Annotated in this window: 16 protein-coding genes and 2 pseudogenes; 11 read left to right on the forward strand and 7 right to left on the reverse strand. The window is 55.7% G+C overall.

The window, feature by feature from the left end; genetic code table 11:
* Nucleotides 1–189 precede the first annotated feature (189 nt).
* Nucleotides 190–489 (reverse strand): hypothetical protein, encoded by a 300-nt coding sequence (locus tag ACX9GT_RS02535; protein WP_473189675.1) that lies wholly within the window; start codon nt 487–489, stop codon nt 190–192.
* Between the two features lie 360 nt (nt 490–849).
* Here ACX9GT_RS02535 and ACX9GT_RS02540 point away from each other — a divergent pair, with 360 nt between their 5' ends.
* The gene (locus tag ACX9GT_RS02540) at nt 850–1,617 is read left to right on the forward strand and encodes a hypothetical protein (protein ID WP_473189676.1); all 768 of its coding nucleotides are present in this window, start codon (nt 850–852) and stop codon (nt 1,615–1,617) included.
* Nucleotides 1,614–2,114: an immunity 42 family protein gene (locus ACX9GT_RS02545; RefSeq protein WP_473189677.1), complete on the forward strand. Its 501-nt coding sequence runs from the start codon at nt 1,614–1,616 to the stop codon at nt 2,112–2,114. The genes ACX9GT_RS02540 and ACX9GT_RS02545 overlap by 4 nt, the downstream gene beginning before the upstream one ends.
* Before the next feature lie 50 nt (nt 2,115–2,164).
* Here ACX9GT_RS02545 and ACX9GT_RS02550 read toward each other — a convergent pair whose 3' ends face one another.
* The gene (locus ACX9GT_RS02550) at nt 2,165–2,377 is read right to left on the reverse strand and encodes a SymE family type I addiction module toxin (protein WP_473189678.1); all 213 of its coding nucleotides are present in this window, start codon (nt 2,375–2,377) and stop codon (nt 2,165–2,167) included.
* A 75-nt stretch (nt 2,378–2,452) separates the two neighbouring features.
* Nucleotides 2,453–2,818 carry a helix-turn-helix domain-containing protein gene (locus ACX9GT_RS02555; protein WP_473191487.1) on the reverse strand — a complete coding sequence of 122 codons (366 nt, stop codon included), beginning with the start codon at nt 2,816–2,818 and terminating at the stop codon, nt 2,453–2,455.
* A 131-nt stretch (nt 2,819–2,949) separates the two neighbouring features.
* On the opposite strand from ACX9GT_RS02555, the gene ACX9GT_RS02560 reads away from it, so the two are divergent.
* The 4 genes from ACX9GT_RS02560 to ACX9GT_RS02575 all read left to right on the forward strand — a co-directional run bounded on the left by ACX9GT_RS02560 (nt 2,950) and on the right by ACX9GT_RS02575 (nt 9,168).
* Nucleotides 2,950–6,162 (forward strand): CHC2 zinc finger domain-containing protein, encoded by a 3,213-nt coding sequence (locus tag ACX9GT_RS02560; protein ID WP_473189679.1) that lies wholly within the window; start codon nt 2,950–2,952, stop codon nt 6,160–6,162.
* Nucleotides 6,162–7,238 (forward strand): site-specific tyrosine recombinase XerC, encoded by a 1,077-nt coding sequence (gene xerC, locus ACX9GT_RS02565; RefSeq protein ID WP_473189680.1) that lies wholly within the window; start codon nt 6,162–6,164, stop codon nt 7,236–7,238. Before ACX9GT_RS02560 ends, xerC begins: the two co-directional genes overlap by 1 nt.
* 905 nt (nt 7,239–8,143) lie before the next feature.
* Complete coding sequence (locus ACX9GT_RS02570) at nt 8,144–8,857, forward strand: hypothetical protein (RefSeq protein WP_473189681.1); 714 nt, start codon at nt 8,144–8,146, stop codon at nt 8,855–8,857.
* Nucleotides 8,854–9,168: a hypothetical protein gene (locus ACX9GT_RS02575; RefSeq protein WP_473189682.1), complete on the forward strand. Its 315-nt coding sequence runs from the start codon at nt 8,854–8,856 to the stop codon at nt 9,166–9,168. The genes ACX9GT_RS02570 and ACX9GT_RS02575 overlap by 4 nt, the downstream gene beginning before the upstream one ends.
* Nucleotides 9,169–9,214: 46 nt before the next feature.
* Here ACX9GT_RS02575 and ACX9GT_RS02580 read toward each other — a convergent pair whose 3' ends face one another.
* The 3 genes from ACX9GT_RS02580 to ACX9GT_RS02590 all read right to left on the reverse strand — a co-directional run bounded on the left by ACX9GT_RS02580 (nt 9,215) and on the right by ACX9GT_RS02590 (nt 10,174).
* On the reverse strand, nt 9,215–9,559 hold the full coding sequence (locus ACX9GT_RS02580; protein ID WP_473189683.1) for a SymE family type I addiction module toxin: 345 nt from the start codon (nt 9,557–9,559) through the stop codon (nt 9,215–9,217).
* Nucleotides 9,556–9,780, reverse strand: a complete 225-nt coding sequence (locus tag ACX9GT_RS02585) for a SymE family type I addiction module toxin (RefSeq protein ID WP_473189684.1) — start codon at nt 9,778–9,780, stop codon at nt 9,556–9,558. The genes ACX9GT_RS02580 and ACX9GT_RS02585 overlap by 4 nt, the downstream gene beginning before the upstream one ends.
* Nucleotides 9,781–9,850: 70 nt before the next feature.
* Nucleotides 9,851–10,174, reverse strand: a complete 324-nt coding sequence (locus ACX9GT_RS02590) for a helix-turn-helix domain-containing protein (protein WP_473189685.1) — start codon at nt 10,172–10,174, stop codon at nt 9,851–9,853.
* 301 nt (nt 10,175–10,475) lie between these two features.
* Here ACX9GT_RS02590 and ACX9GT_RS02595 point away from each other — a divergent pair, with 301 nt between their 5' ends.
* Both ACX9GT_RS02595 and ACX9GT_RS02600 read left to right on the forward strand, forming a co-directional pair.
* Nucleotides 10,476–18,044, forward strand: coding sequence for a hemagglutinin repeat-containing protein (locus ACX9GT_RS02595; protein ID WP_473189686.1), 7,569 nt, complete (start codon nt 10,476–10,478; stop codon nt 18,042–18,044).
* Between the two features lie 65 nt (nt 18,045–18,109).
* The gene (locus tag ACX9GT_RS02600) at nt 18,110–18,337 is read left to right on the forward strand and encodes a contact-dependent growth inhibition system immunity protein (RefSeq protein WP_050087915.1); all 228 of its coding nucleotides are present in this window, start codon (nt 18,110–18,112) and stop codon (nt 18,335–18,337) included.
* Between the two features lie 34 nt (nt 18,338–18,371).
* On the opposite strand, the pseudogene ACX9GT_RS02605 reads toward ACX9GT_RS02600, so the two are convergent.
* Nucleotides 18,372–18,800 (reverse strand): annotated as a pseudogene (locus ACX9GT_RS02605) (transposase); the annotation flags it as partial.
* Nucleotides 18,801–18,972: 172 nt separating this feature from the next.
* On the opposite strand from ACX9GT_RS02605, the pseudogene ACX9GT_RS02610 reads away from it, so the two are divergent.
* From ACX9GT_RS02610 to ACX9GT_RS02620, 3 genes and pseudogenes are all read left to right on the forward strand, one after another.
* Nucleotides 18,973–19,146: pseudogene (locus ACX9GT_RS02610) on the forward strand (site-specific tyrosine recombinase XerC); the annotation flags it as partial.
* Nucleotides 19,147–19,157: 11 nt separating this feature from the next.
* Nucleotides 19,158–19,442: a damage-inducible protein J gene (locus tag ACX9GT_RS02615; protein ID WP_473189158.1), complete on the forward strand. Its 285-nt coding sequence runs from the start codon at nt 19,158–19,160 to the stop codon at nt 19,440–19,442.
* Nucleotides 19,439–19,744 (forward strand): type II toxin-antitoxin system RelE/ParE family toxin, encoded by a 306-nt coding sequence (locus ACX9GT_RS02620; protein WP_473189157.1) that lies wholly within the window; start codon nt 19,439–19,441, stop codon nt 19,742–19,744. The genes ACX9GT_RS02615 and ACX9GT_RS02620 overlap by 4 nt, the downstream gene beginning before the upstream one ends.
* The last annotated feature ends 283 nt before the right edge of the window (nt 19,745–20,027 follow it).

A 20,027-nucleotide genomic window follows, 5' to 3' on the forward strand; every position in this document is an offset into this window, starting at 1 on the left:
CCTGGTCAGCCTCGACGTGTGCGGGGGTCAATACCCGCCCGGCCAGCGTTAAACCGTGGTGCTCTCTGTTGGTTGGGTTGCTGGCCGTTCGGTCATTAAACATAACGCGGGAGATTATGCGCACCCGTCCCGACGGGCAGTAAACCCTATCTAAAGCCCAGCCAGCGGGCCGTATACGCATAATCTGCGTTATGTCGTGCGCCCCCGCAGCGGGCAGGTTCTGCGTCGGTTGCGGGTTGGGCAATCTTCCTTGGCATCATTAACGGCCAGTGCGGTGTGGCGCGCCGCTCGCAGGCTCCCGCCGCTGTTGGCGACAGTGTTCTTCTTCAACATCAAGGTCAACGTCAACAGGGTTGTCGGCCTGGCGGCCTCCGCTTGAAGGGCTTTATGCCCGCCCGGCTGCGTCTGGCTGCGGCGGCTCGCAGTCGTTCCTCCTTGCTCGTTCCCGCCTCGCCAGCTTCCGCGCCCGCCCCGGTTCTGTGTGGTCATGCAAAGTCAAAACCCGGCTTGGGCAGGTGTGCAACAGAGCGCCGTTCCGGCCCTTGCGGAGGCTCGCCGCCCCGCACCTGGCAGGCGGTTCGGCGTCGCACAGCCAAAGGCCGCTGTGCGCCGCCTCCCGCCGCGATGAAAACCCGGAAAGGCGGTAATGGCAGCGGCTGACGCCGCTGCTATGATGTGGGTGCGGTTGCTCTTTAACAGGTTGGGGAAAATGGCGTCACGGGCGTAAAAGTCGCGTCGGGGCAAAAAGTTGCGCGTGTGAAAATGCACTGGCGAAATGGGCTTGTAACTAACTGACAGCACAGGGAAAAAGTGGTTGCGGCGGTCAACTTCACGACGGAGCACGTTGTTGTGGAGAATAACTATCTGAGCGCCAAACAGATAGATGATTTTGCAGCGAGAGCGAAAGGGTGTGAAGCTCGCGGTGACTGCGGTCAGATCGTGAAGGAAATGGAAGATCTGAGTCTGAAGCAACGTAATGAGTTAATTGTTACCTGTGCTTCGGATGCAGCGGCCTGTAGAGAGAAATACGGTGATATCCCGGCTAACAGTATGCTGGTTCATGAAGCGATCGATAGAGCGCTGGGTGAAGATATTCCGTGGGCAATGAAGAACGATTTATCGGTCTTGCTGATGCAGCAGATGGATGAATCAGGGATCGTCAACAGCACTGAATTTGCTCAACGGCTTCAGACCTTGTATGGCCTGGATAGTCAGAAAGCCGAAATACTGGCTGGTGCAGCGATGGCTGCTGTTACAGGTGGCCTGGGTAAAGCAGATAATAGATTGCCAATCCCCGCAGCAACAGTTGCAAAAAATGGATTTAAAATTGAATCAAATCCTAAACATACACCAGGTGCGGCTGGTTCTAGACCTAGTGCAGGTGTAGAACCAAAGAATTCTTTAGTGCTCTTCGAGAATTCGATTGCTACAAAAGATCCCAAGATAAGACTATCAATTGATAGTGATGGAAATATTCATCGATTCTTTAACACTAGCAAAGATGGCTCTGGTACTTATCATTGGAGCGGCAGCACTGGTGATGGTAAAAATGCTTTGGGTAACAAAGAGCTTGGTAGTTTTAATAAAGAAATCAAAGAATTAAAGGCTAAAAAATGATCTTTGGACAACCTTTTGAATTTGCTGTTTTTTATGAGCTTTTGGAAAAAACAGAAGATAATTACTGGAAGTACGGACTTTTTGGTTTTTTTATCGAGGATGAAATATATCCATCGAAAGGATCAAACTATACGTTACATATGGCTATGAATTATTTAAAAGATAGTCAGCAAGAAATAAATAGTTGTAAGAGTACCGGATTAGCTTTATCAGGAAGTGCTTCTGAGCTGATAACACAGTTGGCTCATTCACATGGAATACTTCTTAATGGTGATCCTGATGATCTGGAACTACCTGCTTCTGAAGCATTAGGTGTGTTTTTAAGCCCTCTTGAGATATCAGACGCCGGCTTTTATCTATTTTATTATCCTAAAGATAACGATGAAGAGTGTTTGGTATATAGTTCAGATTATGGCAGCACTGCTAAAAAAACTATTTTAAAGAAAGGAACTGTCAACAGCGTGCTCGACAAACTTCCTAATCAAGAAGCTATATAGAAGTAAAATCCCGGCCTTGGTGCCGGGATTTTAATTTATAAGTCAGCGAGTTATGCTTCTACTGCGAGTCGGATGATCAACTGCCCTGGCTCAGTGATCACTTCGATCCTCTGTCCGGTGGTGAAGCCCAACTGCTCCAGCCATCTCCCCTTGATGGTCAGTTGCGGCAGCGGGTTCGGCCTGCCGCCGTTGGTGCGGTAACCCACAATGCTCTTACGCGCTTGGGGTGTGGCGTGTTGTGACGTAGAATCTGCTCTAGCCATGGTAACTACTCCTGTTAGTTGCGGTGGTGAGCGGGGTTGGGGTGCTCGTAACACCTCAGCCCCGCGTTAAATCACTTATCCCTTCTCTTTAGCCGCCGTTTTACCGACTCGCGCCACGGTCTGCGTGACCTGGCTCTTCACAATCATCGCATCCAGCACCGCTTTAGCGACCTCCCGATCTTCCTCAGACATGGCGGCCACGGCCTCAAAACGCAGCTTCATATCGTCTTCTGGCTCACGTTCTCCGGGTTCAAACAATAAAAAGTCCGAGGTGACATGCAGGACAATCGCCAGCTTCTTAAGGGCATCGGCAGTAGGTAAAGAGCTACCGGCTTCGTAGCGCTTAATCTGTTGAACATGGATGCCGGTAGCATCAGACAGACCTTGCTGGGTCAATCCGCGCTGCTTGCGCAAGGCAACAATACGTTGGGAGAAGCTCATGGTGGTTAACCAGTAATGAATGTTACCCATGATACTAACCCCCCTCGTTAAGTAGACTTGACGAAAGTATATTATAGTGTACTTTAAAAGTATATTAAATAAGTCTTGACGGGTTTTACAGGAGCAGCGAAATGGGCAGGATCACCCCGGAAGGTCTGGAGCAGTTGAAGCGTGATGTGTCGCTGTTGAAGGTGGCACAAAGCCAGCGGCGTGAGCTGAAACGCCAGGGCAAGGACTATGTGACGTTGTGCCCGTTCCACCGGGAGAAAACCCCGTCCTGTGTGATCTCGCCTGAAAAGAACCTGTATCACTGCTTCGGCTGCGGCGCAGCGGGTTCGGTGCTGGACTGGTTGATGAAAACCGAATATCTGGACTTCCTGAGTGGGCTGCTGCGGCTAAAAGAGCTGGCGGGGCTGTCGCCGTTTACTGTCGCTGCGGTGAAGGCCGTAGCCCCTTCTCCTGCTTCGCCGCCTGTGGTGCGCCCCAAACTGGCCGATCTGGATGATGATGGCCAGGCGCTGCTTAACCAGGTGATCGACTTCTATCACCAGCAGTTACTTGAGTCGCCGGAGGCGCAAGAATGGCTGGTGAGCCGTGGGCTGGATCACCCTGAACTGGTGAGCCACTTCCGGCTGGGGTTCGCGGGTAATCACGGTATCGGCGGCAGTGCCGGGGTGTTGCCCTCGAAAAACAGCAAAGACGGTCAGCGGCTGCGGGAACGGCTGGCGCAGGTAGGGATCTTGCGCGAGGCTACGCGTCAGGATCACTTCCGGGGCTGCGTGGTGATGCCGGTGATCGGCTGGGCGGAGTCGGCGAACGTTGCCAGCCGTGGCCGGGTGCTGCAACTGTATGGCCGTCGCACCCAACCGGATTACAAGATCATCAAGGGTAATCCCAAACACCTGTATCTGCCGTCGCCGCTGGTCGGGGTGTGGAATGAACCGGCGCTGAAAGCCTCGTCAGAAGTGATCCTGTGTGAAGCGCTGATCGACGCCATGACCTTCTGGTGTGCCGGGTTCCGCAATGTGATCGCGGCCTATGGCTGCAACGGCTTTACGGCAGATCATCTGGCGGCGTTGCAGTATCACGGCGTGAAGCGGGTGTTGATCGCCTTCGATCGGGACGAGGCCGGGGATCGGGGTGCGGAAGCCGTCGCCGGTGAACTGCTGGAGCTGGGGATCGAAGCGTGGCGGGTACGGTTCCCGCAAGGGTTGGATGCGAATGCGTATGCGCTGAAAAGCGGCAATCCTGAAAAGGCGCTGGGGCTGGCACTGGAACAAGCCGCGTGGATGGGCCATGGAACCGGGCCGGGGGCGGTGTTCGTGCAGGAAACACCGGGGCCGGACACCCCTTCTTCTTTAGCCGCCTTGCCGGGCGTGCAGGTTGCGCCGTTGTCGGCTGAAACCGCGCCTATCCCCGGCGAAGTCACGGCAGCGGGTGAGCTGTTGATGCGCTGCGGCCCGCGTGTGTGGCGGGTGCGCGGCTGGCAAAAGAATACGGTGCCGGACGTGATGAAGGTGAACGTCCAGGTGCGAGATGAAGCCAGCGGCGCGTTCCATGTTGACCAGTTGGACATGTACCACGCCAAACAGCGGCAGGGCTTTATCAACGTGGCCGTGGTTGAGCTGGGCTGTGAGTTGGCGGTTATCAAGCGCGAGGCTGGCCGGTTGCTGCTGTTGCTGGAGCAGAAACAGGACGAGGCGCGGCAGGCGGTAGAGTTGGCCGCACCTGCCGGGGTGGCGTTGAGTACTGAGGATGAAGCGGCGGCGCTGGCACTGCTGAAAGATGCACGGCTGGCTGAACGGGTGGTGAATGACCTGGCATCGTGTGGTGTGGTGGGCGAATCCTCCAACCTGCTGACCGGGTATCTGGCGGCGGTGAGTCGCAAACTGGACAGGCCATTGGCGGTGCTGATACAGAGCAGCTCGGCGGCGGGGAAATCGTCGTTGATGGATGCGGTGCTGAACCTGATGCCGGAAGAAGAGCGCGTCCAGTACTCGGCCATGACCGGGCAGAGCCTGTATTACCTGGGGGAAACCTCGCTCTCGCACAAGATACTGGCCATTGCAGAGGAAGAAGGTGTTCGCCAGGCGGCGTATGCGCTGAAGCTGTTGCAGTCGGACGGGGAGTTGAAAATCGCCTCCACCGGGAAGAACGAGCAGAGCGGCGAACTGGTGACGCGGGAATACAAGGTGCAAGGCCCGGTGATGCTGATGCTGACCACCACGGCTATCGATGTGGATGAAGAACTGTTGAATCGCTGTCTGGTGCTGACGGTGAACGAATCGCGGGAGCAGACGCAGGCCATCCACGCCTTGCAGCGGCATCATCAAACGCTGGAAGGGTTGCTGGCGGCGAATGAAAAAGGCTATCTGACGCGGTTGCACCAGAATGCACAGCGGCTGTTGCGGCCGCTGAAGGTGGTGAATCCGTATGCGGAACAACTGACGTTCTTATCGGACAAAACCCGCACCCGGCGCGACCATATGAAGTATCTGACGTTGATACAGAGCATCGCGCTGTTGCACCAATACCAACGGGAGGTGAAGCGGGTACAGCATCGCGGTGAATGGCTGGAATATATCGAGGTGGCGCGGTCAGATATCGCGCTGGCGAACCGGTTGGCGCATGAGGTGCTGGGGCGGACGCTGGACGAAATGCCACCACAAACCCGCAAGCTGTTGGTGTTGCTGCGGGACTGGATAAAGGGCCGCGCCGAACAGCAGGCACTGCAAGCGGACGAGGTGCGGTTCACGCGGCGGGATGTGCGGGCGGCGTTACAGTGGGGTGATACACAGCTCAAGGTGCATCTGGCGCGGCTGCTGGAGATGGAGTACCTGGTCGTGTTCCGGCGTGGCTTAACCTATGAATACGGGCTGTTGTGGGACGGTGAAGACAACGGCGCGGCGCATCTGTGCGGCTTGTTGGAGGTGTGCGAAGCGTCTCGGTCGGGGTCTGAGGTAGAACAGTCGGCCCCTGGTCGGGGTGGGGTCGGCGGTCAGTCGGAGAGTGAAAAAGTGCCTTCATGTCAGGCAGAGCAAGGCTTGGCGGCGGAAGTGGTTGGGGTTGCGCCGGATAGAGTAATCAAGGGAAAAAATAAACGTGCGGCTTCCCCATCGCCCACCCTAAACGGCGTGGATGAGGGCAAAGAGAACCGGTCGGGGTCTGAGGTAGAACGGTCGGCCTCTGGTCGGGGTGGGGTCGGTGGTCAGTCGGCAGGTGAAAAAGTGGCTTCGAGCCAGGCAGGACAAGGCTTGGTGGTGGAAGCGGTCGGGGTTGCCTCAAACACCGTAATAAAGGGAAAAAATAAACGGACTGTTGCCCCTGCTGTTGGAGGTGAGTAATGGCCTACCGCAGACCCCGCGCCGATGCGCTGCTGACCGTGGATGAAGTCTACCGTAAGCCGGTTGGCCCGGCGCATGACCCCAAAAGCCTGTATGCGCTGCTGCTGCGGTTCGTGAAGTGGCGCAGAGAGCGTAACTGGTCGGAAACCACGCTGAAGACCCAAACCCATCATCAATACCGCTTTATCCTGTGGGCCGCTGAACGCGGGCTGCACTATCCGCAAGAAATCACCTTGCCCATCCTGGAACGTTATCAGCGGTATCTGTTCACCTACCGCAAACCGGACGGCGAGCCGTTGAGCAGCCGGACGCAGCGGAGCCAGTTGGGGCCGTTGGTGGTGTGGTTCGCCTGGATGACGCGCAGCCATCTGCTGTTGGCCGACCCGGCATCGGGTCTGGTGTTGCCGAGGCTGGAGAAGCGGCTGCCGCGCCATATCCTGAGCGTAGAAGAAGTGGAGCAGGTGTTGGCGTTGCCGGATATCGGCACGTTGAAAGGGATACGTGACCGGGCGTTGCTGGAGCTGTTGTGGTCAACGGGGATGCGGCGCATGGAAGTGGCCGGGCTTGACCAGCACGCGGTGGACGGCAGCCGAAGAACAGTGACCATCCGGCAGGGCAAGGGGAAGAAAGACCGGGTTATCCCCATCGGGGAACGGGCGCTAAAGTGGGTGCTGCATTATCAGCACCAGGTGCGGCCGCAGTTGTTGGTCAATCCCGAGGTGACGGCGCTGTTCGTGGCGCTGGACGGTGTGGCCGGGCTGACGCCGAACGGCGTCACTATCGTGACCAAGGAATATATCGTGGCGTCGGGGATCAGCCGTTGGGGCAGTTGTCACCTGTTCCGGCATGCGATGGCGACGCAGATGTTGGAGAATGGCGCAGATATCCGGTGGATACAGGCGATGCTGGGTCATGCGAGTATCGAATCGACGCAAATCTACACGCAAGTGAGTATCCGTGCGTTGCAGGCGGTTCATGCGTCGACCCATCCGGCGGAGCAGGCGGACGCAGTGGAGCCGCCGGAGAGCCTGGAGCCGGACGCGGCAACGGTGCCGCCGGACAGCCTGCAAAGCTAGCTCGTTCTCTGTGAGTGCGTTGGCGAGTGCTCAGGCAGCAGGCGCGCCGTTCTCTTCTGTGTGTTCCCTCGGCGCCTGCGCGGCGCACCTCCTGCCCTGTTCGGCTTCCGTGTGTGCGGGGGTCAATGCCCGCCCGGCCAGCGTTGAGCGGCGGTGCTCTCTGTTGATCACGCTGCTGGCCGTTCGGTCATTAAACATAACGCGGGAGATTATGCGCACCCGTCCCGACGGGCAGTAAACCCTATCTAAAGCCCAGCCAGCGGGCCGTATACGCATAATCTGCGTTATGTCGTGCGCCCCCGCAGCGGGCAGGTTCGGCGTCGGTTGCGGGCTGGGCAATCTTCCTTGGCATCGTTAACGGCAAGCTCGGTGTGGCGCGCCGCTCGCAGGCTCCCGCCGCTGTTGGCGACAGTGTTCTTCTTCAACATCAAGGTCAACGTCAACAGGGTTGTCGGCCTGGCGGCCTCCGCTTGAAGGGCTTTATGCCCGCCCGGCTGCGTCTGGCTGCGGCGGCTCGCAGTCGTTCCTCCTTGCTCGTTCCCGCCTCGCCAGCTTCCGCGCCCGCCCCGGTTCTGTGTGGTCATACAAAGTCAAAACCCGGCTTGGGCAGGTGTGCAACAGAGCGCCGTTCCGGCCCTTGCGGAGGCTCGCCGCCCCGCACCTGGCAGGCGGTTCGGCGTCGCACAGCCAAAGGCCGCTGTGCGCCGCCTCCCGCCGCGGAGAAAACCGGAAAAGCGGTAATGGCAGCGGCTGACGCCGCTGCTATGATGTGGGAGCAGTTGCTCTTTAACAGTGCTGGGAAAAGTGTGATACCGGGCGTAAAAGTCGCGTCGGGGCAAAAAGTTGGCGGTGTGAAAATGTACTGGCGAAAAGTTGTTGTAACTGACTGACGGCACAGGGAAAAAGTGGTTGCGGCAGTCAACTTCACGACGGAGCACGTTGTTGCGGAAAATAATGCGTTGAGCGGTCTGGAAGGGTTCGGCAAAGGCATGGCTGATTACACTCAATCCGTTGCCTCTTACGTGCAGTATGCTCAGGACAAGAACCTGCCACCAGAGCAAATACAGGCCGATCTGGCCCGGATGGTAAAAGGTGATTTGCCGGAAGGGGCTGATATTATCAAAGCCATTCTGAGCAACAACCCTGGCTCCGATACCATCATGGCATTGCTGACAGCGGAAGAAGCGAAGGATTATGCACTGGCGCTGTTGACGTCGATCCCGGCAGAAAAAGCTTTATCGCTGGTTGGTAAGGCAACGGGTGTTATCTCGAATAAGATCCTGATCAGTGCTGCGGAGAAAATATCGACGGCCAAGCCGGGTAAACAATCAGCAATACCAAGGGATCTAAATGAACAAATAGTTTGGAAGCAGGTGCAGGAAAATCCGGCAGCAGGTGAAAAGCTGATCGGTATGAATAATGACCCTCGTTTTCCTGCAAGTGCAGGATTCCAAAAAATGCAGGTAGTCCAGAAAAATGCTAAGGGAGAATCAATTACTGTTCATTATCAGTACAACTCTACTACTGGTAAAGCCTACGATATGAAAATTGATACTCCTCAGAGGGTTAACTCTAACCCGGCAGATGTGATCGAGAATATTAAAGGGCAGGTTAAATGAAAATAAAAGAGCCAGATGGGACTATCATAAATGTTTTTGCTATTTATTGGTTTGGTGACGAGACATATTTCTATGGACTTCCACAAAACTATGGTGGTTTGCTTGCATATAGAGCAAGCAAAGTATCTATAATTGATCCAGAAATAAACTTCAGCGCAATATATTTTGAAAATAATGCGAAGAGCATTCAGTATTGGGCTTTGATAAAAGAAAAATTGCTGGATGATCTTATTGAACGTGATGAAACCGCCTATAAAAGGTTCCTTGAGATCCTGAAAGCAGAAGGTCACATAGATCAGGATTTTTATTGATCCGTAGTTCTTCTAACCCCGGCCAAGTGGCCGGGGTTTTCGCTTTTTACGCTTTGAAAATATCCATTTCTCGCCGTTGCAACCGGATCACTCCCGGCGCAGCGGTCACCTCCAGTTGTTCAGCGTTGGCAATGCCGGACTCGGTGAGCCAGTCGCCGCCGATAATCAGCTCGCCGTTATCTCTCACCCAATCCGCGCCCAAGTCGGGACGGTCTTGGCTGGCTTCGCACAGCGCTTCCCAGGTATCGTCATCGGTGACGACTGTGATCCACAGCCGGTGATCCTGGAGCGTCAGTTGTAACGGCGTGCCGGGGGTAAATCCCAATGCGGCCAACGTGCCGCCTGCCAGCGTCAGTTCCGGGGTCGGTTGAGGGGTAAAAGTGATGTTCATGCGCTCCCCTCCATGGCGGGCGTGGTGCGGATAATCAACTGGCCGTGTTCGGCGGTAATGCTCACCGGTTGACCGCGCGTAAAACCCCACTGTTCCAGCCATCTTCCCTTGATGGTCAGTTGCGGCAGCGGGTTCGGCCTGCCGCCGTTGGTGCGGTAACCGACCACGCTTTTACGCGCTTGGGGTGTGGCGGGTTCTGACGTAGAATCTGCTCTAGCCATGGTAACTACTCCTTTTAGTTGCGGTGGTTAGCGGCTGTTGCGGGTTGCCTCCCGTTTCAGCCGCGCTTATTTATCTCGTTGTCTGATACTTCAGGATCATGCCATCTAATATGGCCTTGATAACTTCGCGCTCTTTTTCTGGCATATGGCAGACGGCTTCAAACTGTTGATGTAAATCATCAAACAGGCTGCCTTCATGCCTGCCAAACACCAGCTCATCCAGTGAAACATGTAGCACTTTAGCTAACCGTATCAGGGCGTCTAAGGTAGGTTGCGCTATTCCAGCTTCATAGCGGCGTATCTGGTTCACATGTATGCACGCACTATCGGCTAACCGCTGTTGTGTCAGGTTGGCCGCCTTGCGTAGTAATAAAAGTTGGTCAGGGAAACTCATCGTGAGGGAACCATTGGTCAAGTATGTTCAGCACACTATAGCTCGTTCCCTTTAGTAGTGAGTAAACATTATAAGGTGTTTTTTACGTTGGTTTAATGTTTATGGAGACTATTTGCGAAAGTCTGGAGGCACTTCGCATTATCGAGATTTTATTGCCAGTAGCCATTTGAATATGTTTGCTCAAGGCCGTGCTGAGGGCCATCGGTATTACAAGGTTGTTTGGCAAACAGCTAATGGAAGAGGATGACCTTACTGGTACTATAAAAACGTGCAGACAAGGCTGTCAAAGCAGTGCGGTAGCTTGCTTTTCACCCAAGTTATCTGCGACACCTTTAACCGCAACGGCCACATCATCAGCCAGTGGGCACAGCGCTTGCAGGCCGAGAATATCTTTAACACCCAAGGGTGGATTGGCAGCCTGGGCACGCTGACGGCAATCAGCCAAGGTTTTGATAACCAACAGGGTGAAGTCGTTAGCCAGCAGGATGCTGATTTAACCGTTACCACGTGGAATAACCAATACGGCACATTGCAATCTGCTGCCAATCTGGTGCTGCACACGGCGCAAGACATCACCAACCAGGGTGGGAAGATCAGTGCGCAAGCTCGCCTGTGGCTGCAAGGGCTCACCAACGCTACGCCTGCCGGGGTGCTACACAACGCGGGTGGGCAACTGCTGGCGGGGGAGCAGTTATGGATCCAGGCTCAGGGCATTGATAACCAGCAACATGGCCTGCTCTATAGCCAGAAACAGCTGCAATTAACGCTAAACGACACGCTGGATAACCGCCTGGGCAAACTGCAAAGTGGCGAAGGGATGCAGATCACCGCTGCACAACTGCTGAACGCCCAAGGTGTGATTGACAGCCAGCAGCAGCTCAATCTGCAGCTTTCTGGCGTTTTGGATAATACCCAGGGCACGCTGCGTGCCAATCAGGCGCAACAGATCTCGGCCGATCGTTTATTGAACGCTCAAGGGGTGATCAGCAGCCTGGGGAGCCTCCAGCTTACGACCAACCAGTTGGACAACGCCACAGGTATGGTGATCAGCCAAGGCGCAGGCGATTATCATTTCAGCACCCTCAATAATCAGCAGGGGAAAATCCACAGCGGCGGTGCCCTTACCCTGAGCGGTGGCAGCGTGGATAACCAGGCGGGCCAACTGGTCTCCAGCCAGGCGCTGACGCTCAACGGCGATAGCGTGGATAACCGCTACCAAGGAATTATCAGCAGCCAGGGTGCATTGACCGTGAATGCCCAACAGGTGAACAACCGCGACGGAGGCCTGCTGATCGGCACCACGCAGACCGACGTGAATACGCGCACGCTGGATAACACCGCCGGACGCGTGCAGAGTGCAGGAACCCTGACTCTGTCGCAGCTGGATTCACTGGATAACCGCCAGGGAACTCTGCTCGCCAATCACGCGCTGAGCATCAGCGGCGGATCTCTGTCGCTGTTTAACCAGGGCGGTAATATCCAGAGCGGCGGAGCATTAACGGTCGCGACCCACTGGCTGGATAACCAATGGGGCACGTTGCTCAGCCAGCAGGCGTTGCAACTGAGCGTGCAGCAGGATTACACCCACCGCGCCGGGGACACCATTAGCAGCAACAGCGCAGTGATCTTCAGCGTCGCAGGCGTGTTCACCAACCTGGCGGATTGGTTACTGCCGGGCGATCTGACGCTTTACAGCGCTCATTTAAACAACTTGGCCAGCCTGGTGGGTAACCAACTGCATCTGACCACCGGGGCGTTGACCAATCAGGGGCGCATCGAAGCCGATACGTTGACCCTTAATGCCGATAGCCTGGATAACCAGACCACGCTGATGGCGGATAATCTGGCGGTCAATAGCCGGATCATCGACAACCATGGCCGCACAGCGCTGATGGCCGCCACGGAAAACATCAGCTTGATAACCGGCGAGCGGTTGACCAACCGCGACGGCGCACTGATTTACAGCGCCGGAACGTTGCAACTGGCCAGCGGCGATTGGATTGAAAACCGTGCCAGCAATATTGAAGCGGAAGGGGACCTGACTCTGACCGCTAAACGCGTCGACAACCTGCGTGAAGGGCTGGAGATAGCACGTGACGCGGAGAGCAGTGAGTACAGTTGGCACCGTTACAACTACTATTGGCGTTCTTATGGCTCCGGAGTGAATACCGATCTGGCCTCTATGGCCCCGACCACTCAGCAACTGACCTTCCGCGATGATGCCGCAGCAGCGAGCAACCCGTATGGCACCCTGCTCAATATTGACGCTGCCACCCAGCGAGCGGAAGTTCAGGTGAAGGACAATCAGGGCCAACTGGTCAGCCTGTGGGTCAACTACCTGGCGCTGATCCCGAATGCTGATGGCAGTTATGCCATGACGTTCTATGAAACGCGTGGCTTCCGGCAGAATACGGTGCCGACCCCTTATCACAACACGGTATGGCGGGAGCATGATCGGGGCCGGGTGGAGCAGTGGAGCCCTGAGTTGCATATCGATATCGCCGCCGCGCCGTTTGTGACCGACTACAACAACCTCCGCGAGCGCACGGCGACCGGCACCGTGACCCGCGACAAATTGGTCTCGGCTGGCGTTGGGGCGACCCTGCTCTCCGGCGGTAACATGGCTTTGCATATTGGTGAGCAATTGCTGAATGACGCCAGCACCCTCAGTTCCAATGGGAACCTGACGATTGATGGCACTGCCAACATCATCAACCGCGGCTATTCGGTGAATGAGCGGCGGCAGGAGTTTATCGTCGATCACTACGACAGAGCGGAAACTCACTGGTACCCAACCTATAATCTGGATGAAACCACCGCCCTGATGACCATTGACGGCGTCATCAGCGGCTACGGCAACGTGACGATCGGCGGTGCACATCTGGAAAACACCACGGTCAACCAGGCACAAATCAGCACTGTAGAAGCCGCGCAGAATGCTGCGGCGGCCGAGCGAGCCGAATGGGAACGCAACCCGCTGGCGGTGAACGTTGATGGTGGAGCTTGGCAGGCTGCGGATACCGGTTTGGCCGCAGGTAGCAGGCCGCTGACGCCCGGTGAATTGGCGTTAACAGACAAACAGCATCTGGCCAGAGTGGCAACGACTATTCCCAACAATGGCCTGTTCCGCCAGCAACCGGCGGCCAACAGTCCGTTCCTGGTGGTGACCGACCCACGTTTTGCCAACAAAAACAATTTCCTCAGCAGCGACTATCTGTTGCAACGCGTGGGGTATGACCCAAGCCAGGTGCACAAACGCCTGGGAGACGGTTACTACGAGCAACGGGTGGTACGTGAGCAATTGCTGATGCTGACCGGCCGCCCATCGTTGAAGGGTGACGATGCGATGGCGCAATACCAGGCGCTGATGAATAACGCTACCTTGGTGGCGGAAGATTTCCATCTGGTGCCTGGTGTCGCGCTCACGCCGTCACAGATTGCCGCCTTGCAGCAGGATATCGTCTGGCTGGTGAGCGAAACGGTAGAGACGGCCGAGGGGCCGCAGACTGTGTGGGTACCGAAAGTCTATCTGGCCAACAGTACGATCCGTGTGACGGGCGATGGCGCAGTGATTGCCGGGGGCAACCTCCAGTTATCCACCGGCAGCCTCAGCAATGCGGGCAACCTGTTTGCCGACAAAGCCATGAGTATTGATACCGGCACGTTCCTGCACCAAGGGGGCGAACTTCGTGCAGACACCATCAATGTGCAGGCCGACAGCATCAGCCTGAGTACCAACCTGCAAGATGCCTTGCGCCAGGCGAGCATGAGTGCGCGTGAACTCAGCCTGAGCGGTGGCGATATCAGCCTGCAAGGCGCGAAGCTGAGCGCCACCGAAAACCTCAGCCTGAGTGCCAGCAATAGCATTAACATCACCACCGCGCGCAGCAGCACTACGGCAGATGTGAGCGTGATCTCCGGGGCGATGGGCAACCGTAAACGCGAAGGGATGGAAGAGGCCGGGGAGCGGAAGGCCCAGGTCAGCGGTGAATGGCAGCAGGCGTTGGGCAGCAGCCTGACGGCGGGCGGCAATCTCAGCCTGAAAGCGGGCCAGGACATTACTCTGCAAGGCAGCCAGGCCAGTGCCGGGGGCAAAACGCAGGTGCAGGCGGGAGGCAATGTCTCGTTACTGGCAGACACCACCACCAACAGCACGCATCTGGACGCCAATAGCCGCACCTCGACGGTGAGCAACAGTCGCCAGGCGGACACGCTGCACACCAGCGGATTACGCGGTGACAATGGCGTCACACTCCTGGCGGGCGGCAACGTTGTGGCCGAAGGGGCACAGGTGGAAAGTGCATCAGGCGGTATTGGGCTGAGCGCACAGCAGGTGACGATTAAAGAAGCCCGCCAGCAGGTAAGCGACATCGACAGCGAACAGAACAAGGTGGGCAAATCGCAAAGTCAGCGCCAGAGCGAGATCACCAGCGATACTTCTCACGGTAGCCTGTTCAGCGCCAAAGAGGGGGTAACGGTGATCGCTGAACAGGGGGACATCCTGTTACAAGGCAGCACGTTGCAAAGTGAGAAAGGGACGATAGGGCTGAAGGCCGCCGGGGATATCTCGCTGAATGCCAGTCAGGATGAACAGCATCTGACGCAGCAGGGCAGCGGCAGCAGTAAAGGGTTCCTCAGCAGCAAACAGAGTGCCTATCAGCGTGAAGAGCACAGCAGTACGGCCAATGGCAGCCTGCTGAGCGGCCAGGAAGTGATCCTGCACAGTGGCAAGGATATCAATGTGCAAGGCAGCAGTATTGTGGCTACCGACGATATCTCACTGACGGCGAAGAACAACATCACTGTAGATACGGCAGAAAACCAGTATCAGTCGAGTGCGGCGAGCCAGAGCAAGAAATCCGGCCTCTCCGGCACCGGTGGGATTGGTTTCAGCTATGGTACGCAAAGCCTGAAAACCACCGACACCGAGAACAGCATCAGCCACACCGGCAGTACGATAGGCAGCACCCAGGGTAACGTGACGTTAAACGCAGGCAATGCTCTGACGGTGAAAGGCTCGGACCTGCTGGCAGGGAAAGACATCAGCCTGACGGGTAAAGAAGTGAATATTCTGGCGGTTGAGAACCAGAGTAGCCAGAGCCACAGCGTTGAACAGAAACAGAGCGGGTTGACGTTGGCGCTGTCGGGTACGGTGGGCAGTGCGTTAAATACGGCAGCGACAACTGCCAACGAGGCGACCAAGGAGACCGATGGCCGCTTGGCGGCGTTGCAGGGCATGAAAGCGGCATTGAGCGGTGTCCAGGCGGCACAGGGCAGTGTTCTGGCCTCAGAAAATGCCGCAGACCAGAACGCCATAGGTGTCAGCCTATCCTATGGCAGCCAATCATCAAAATCAGAACAGCACGCCAGCCAGACGCAGAGACAGGGCAGCACCCTGACGGCGGGCAACAATCTGAACATTCAGGCCACTGGGAGCGATATCAACGTCCAAGGTAGCCAACTGCAGGCCGGAAAAGACATCACGCTGAATGCGGCACGGGATGTCAACCTGGTTTCTGCCGAGAACACCTCTCAGCTTGAGGGTAAAAACGAGAGTAAGGGGGGGAGCGTTGGTGTCAGCATTGGTGCGGGTCAGGGGGGCTGGGGTATCAGCGTGTCGGCCAGTGCCAACAAAGGCAAGGGCAGCGAAACGGGTAACGGAGTGACGCATAGCGAGAGCACGCTCAACGCCGGTAACAACCTGAACATCACCAGCGGGCGCGACACCACCCTGACGGGTGCGCAGGTGAGCGGCGAGAAGGTAACGATGGATGTGGGACGCAACCTGACTCTAACCAGTGAACAGGACAGCGACAACTACGATGCGAAGCAGCAGAACGCCAGTGCTGGCGGGAGTTTCACGTTCGGCTCGATGACGGGGTCAGGCAGTGTGAACCTGAGCCGTGACAAACTGCGCAGCAATTATGACTCGGTGCAGGAGCAGACCGGGGTGTTCGCGGGAAAAGGCGGGTTCGACATTACCGTGGGTGAGCATACCCAGCTCAACGGGGCGGTCATTGGCTCGACGGCGACGGCGGACAAGAATACACTGGATACCGGCACGCTGGGGTTCGGGAATATCGAGAACCAGGCGGAGTTCAAGACCGAGCACCAGAGCGTGGGCATCAGCAGCGCTGGCCCGATAGGTTCACAGTTCGCGGGGAATATGGCGAACGGTCTGCTGACCGGGGTGAACAGCAGCGGCAGCGCGAGTTCAACGACCCAGTCGGCGGTGAGTGATGGTACGATCACCATCCGTGACAAAGACAAGCAGACTCAGGATGTTGGCGACCTGAGCCGGGATGTCGAGAATGCGAATCCGGGTCTGGACAAAATCTTCGACCTCGAAAAAGAACAAAACCGGCTGAAAGAAGCGCAGCTCATTGGCGAAATCGGCAATCAGGTCGGTGATATCGTGCGGACGCAGGGGCAGATCGAAGCCACCAGAGCGGCGAACGAGAAGATGCAGAACGTGACGGCTAAAGATCGCGAAACGGCCAAAACGCAGTGGGAGAAAGCGAACCCAGGCAAGACGGCGACCGCAGAGGATATCAACGGCCACATCTACCAGACGGCGTATAACCAGGCGTTTAATGAGTCTGGCTTTGGGACAGGGGGTAAAATCCAGCGCGTGGTACAGGCGGCGACGGCAGCGGTGCAGGGCTTGGCCGGGGGAGACCTGTCGAAAGCGTTGGCGGGTGCGAGCGCACCTTACATCACCAATATCATTGCCGATAGCCTGCGGGATGATCCTGCGGCACGAACCCTGGCTCATGCTGCTGTGAACGCTGCCCTCGCGGCTGCCCAAGGCAATAATGCGTTGGTGGGTGCGGGTGGTGCAGTCACGGGTGAACTGATGGGTATGATTGCAATCAATGCCTACGGTAAACCGGTTAGCGAGTTGAGCGAGACAGAGAAACAGACGATCACGGCCCTGGCGACATTGGCGGCAGGGTTAGCGGGTGGCTTGATGGGTAACAGCACAGCGGATGTTATTGCGGGTGCCCAGACCGGGCAGGTGGTGGTTACCAACAACTCATTGAGTGGAGATCAAGCCCGCGACTCTGTTAAGCAGATTGCTGGAAATATGAAGGATCAGGTCAGGGATAAACTTGGCGAAGGGACACTCTCTGCTATTGTTAACAGCATTATCGGTGCGGCGGCAGATACGGGTGATGCGGTATTAGGTGGGGCAGATTATGGCGCTGATGCGGCGATGGCGCTTACCTCCTGCGCGATGGGCGACAGTTACTGCACCCAGGCATTAAACGATCTGGCGGGTAAAAATCAGGCTGCGGCAGATACGCTGAAAGCTCTGATGAAGAGTGAAACCTGGGAAGCGGTTGCTGGGCAGGTGAAAGAAGCTGCTCAAGGTAACCAGCTTGCACTGGAAGCCACAGGTGGGATGTTGGCGGGACTGTTCCTGCCGGGCAAAAAAATACCTGATAGTGAGGTTACTAAGTTACCAAGCGGATCGAGTAGCTCAATAGTTCCTGGTGGGGGATTAGCTGCTCATGAAGCGGCAGGTGGACACCTAATCGATAGGCATGTTGGAAAAACAGAAGCGGAGTTATTAAATAGAGTGTCAACGGGTAATGTTAAATCAGCGTCCTCATTCACAGATAGGGCTACTGCTGAAGCAGTCACAAGCAAGGCCATTGATAGTAATCAGGCTAAAATCGATAGTTATCTTTCTGGTAGCCAGAAAGGATATTTAGAGATTGATTATCAATCCAATGTACCGATTGGTATTAGTGTCTCTCGTGGTTCTACAAACGTCTCTTCAGTGACTAATGCTAGAATTATCATTGCGAGAGATCCTTCAATGCCAACAGGGTATAAAATCATTACTGGATATCCAACACCATGAGTATTAACGAAAAATGTCCGTCTCTGTCATATCTGCTAAGGTGTTATTTTAACCAGGATTTTGAGGTGCTGTTTGGTAATGCAGATGAAACATTGGCAGCTTATAAAGCAACTGAGACTGTGGAAGAGCGGTTGCAGATGAAAGCTGAAATAGATTATCTGTTGGCACTTTCTCTACCAGATGATGAATTACAGGATATCCTGCTTAACAAAATTGATTGCAGTTATTATTACCCTAATGAATGGTCTTCATCTGAGGAATGGTTGAAGCATATATATAAACAAATGAACTGAAAGATCCCGGCCAACTGGCCGTAATGCTTGTCAGTTAAGCTTTTGAAGAAGGCCGCTGCGGATAACGTTGCGGCTTCTTTTTTACCGCTCTTGGATAATGCCGCTGTCGACGTATAGGCAGCACGAAGCTTGCTGCCATCTCCAATATCTCATTCATTATTTTCGGCATTTTTCCCGCTGCCACCGCGGGGAGCTGCTTTAGCTGACTTGTCAGGTAAAGCGTCGCCTGTTTGAACCCTATCTGATACGGCTCCACGCCTCTCAGGCTGTAGGCCATCTGTGCCATCATAAAACGCAGCAGGTTATAGGCCAGGACAACCCCCCACAACTCCTGCCGCACCAGCTCCGGTTTCTTACTCCTCACTGTCAGTTCATTCTTCAGCAGATGTTGTTTCATTTCCCTGAAGCCGTGTTCTATTTCCCATCTATGCCCATACAACTCCGCGATATCCGCTTTCGGATAGCAGGCCGCTGACGCCGGGTGAACTGGCGTTAACCGACAAACAGCATCTGGTCAGCGTGGCGACGACCCTTCCCAATAATGGCCTGTTCCGCCAGCAACCGGCGGCCAACAGCCCGTTCCTGGTGGTGACCGACCCGCGTTTTGCCAACAAGAACAATTTCCTCAGCAGTGACTACAGGCGATGCTGGGCCATGCGAGTATCGAGTCGACCCAAATCTACACGCAAGTGAGCATCCGTGCGTTGCAGGCGGTTCATGCATCGACCCATCCGGCGGAGCAGCGGGAGGTTGAAAGTGACAATCCGGAAAATAGCTTGCATAATGACAACACAAGTGACACCACATAAGCGAGTTAATAATGAGCACAATCCACTTCAGAATAGATGAAGAGACCAAGCGTCTAGCGATGCAGGCAGCAGAAAGACAGAGAATGAGTCTGACAGAAATGATGCGCCAGCGGGCAGAGGAACTGGCTGCGGATGAGCGTCGGTATCAAAACAGTGAACATGAAAGCTGGCTGGAGCAGCAGATAATGGATGCGTTCAGTCGCTATGATGATGGTGAAGGTGATTTTATCAGCAACGATGAAATGAATAGCCACATGAATGAGCTAAAAATGCAGGCAGCGCGGGGCAAACTGTGACATCAGTCGTTCAGTGGGAAAAACAGGCCCAGGCAGACCGAAAAGCAATCTTCCATTATCTGTACAGAGAAGCGGGTCTGCCGATAGCCAGTGCTACAGACGACAAGTTCGTCAGTATGGCAGACATCCTTCAGGATAATCCGTTGGCGGGAGTGAAAGCGGGGAATACGGAGAAACAGCGCAAACTGGTCGTTCCACGCTTCCCGTTCATTATCGTATATGTAGTTGAAGATAGTGTTGTTCGTGTTCTGCGAGTGCTGCACACCTCCCGTAAAATAGCTGGATATTACAGCAAAAGTTAGCGCGTTCTCTGTGAGTGCGCTGGCGAGTGCTCAGGCAGCAGGCGCGCCGTTCTCTTCTGTTCGTCGCCCCTGCGCGGCGCACCTCCTGCTCTGGTCAGCCTCGGTGTGTGCGGGGGTCAATACCTGCCCGGCCAGCGTTAAACCGTGGTGTTCTCTGTTGGTTGGGTTGCTGGCCGTCCGGCCATTAAACATAACGCGGGAGCTGTCAAGGCTAAGTAGAAGTGGCCGCTGCCTTGCTGACCAGCGGCCACTTCCCAGAATACTCACTCGTCACTTAGCCAGA

The sequence above is a fragment of the Serratia sp. YWN4 genome (genome assembly GCF_055790845.1).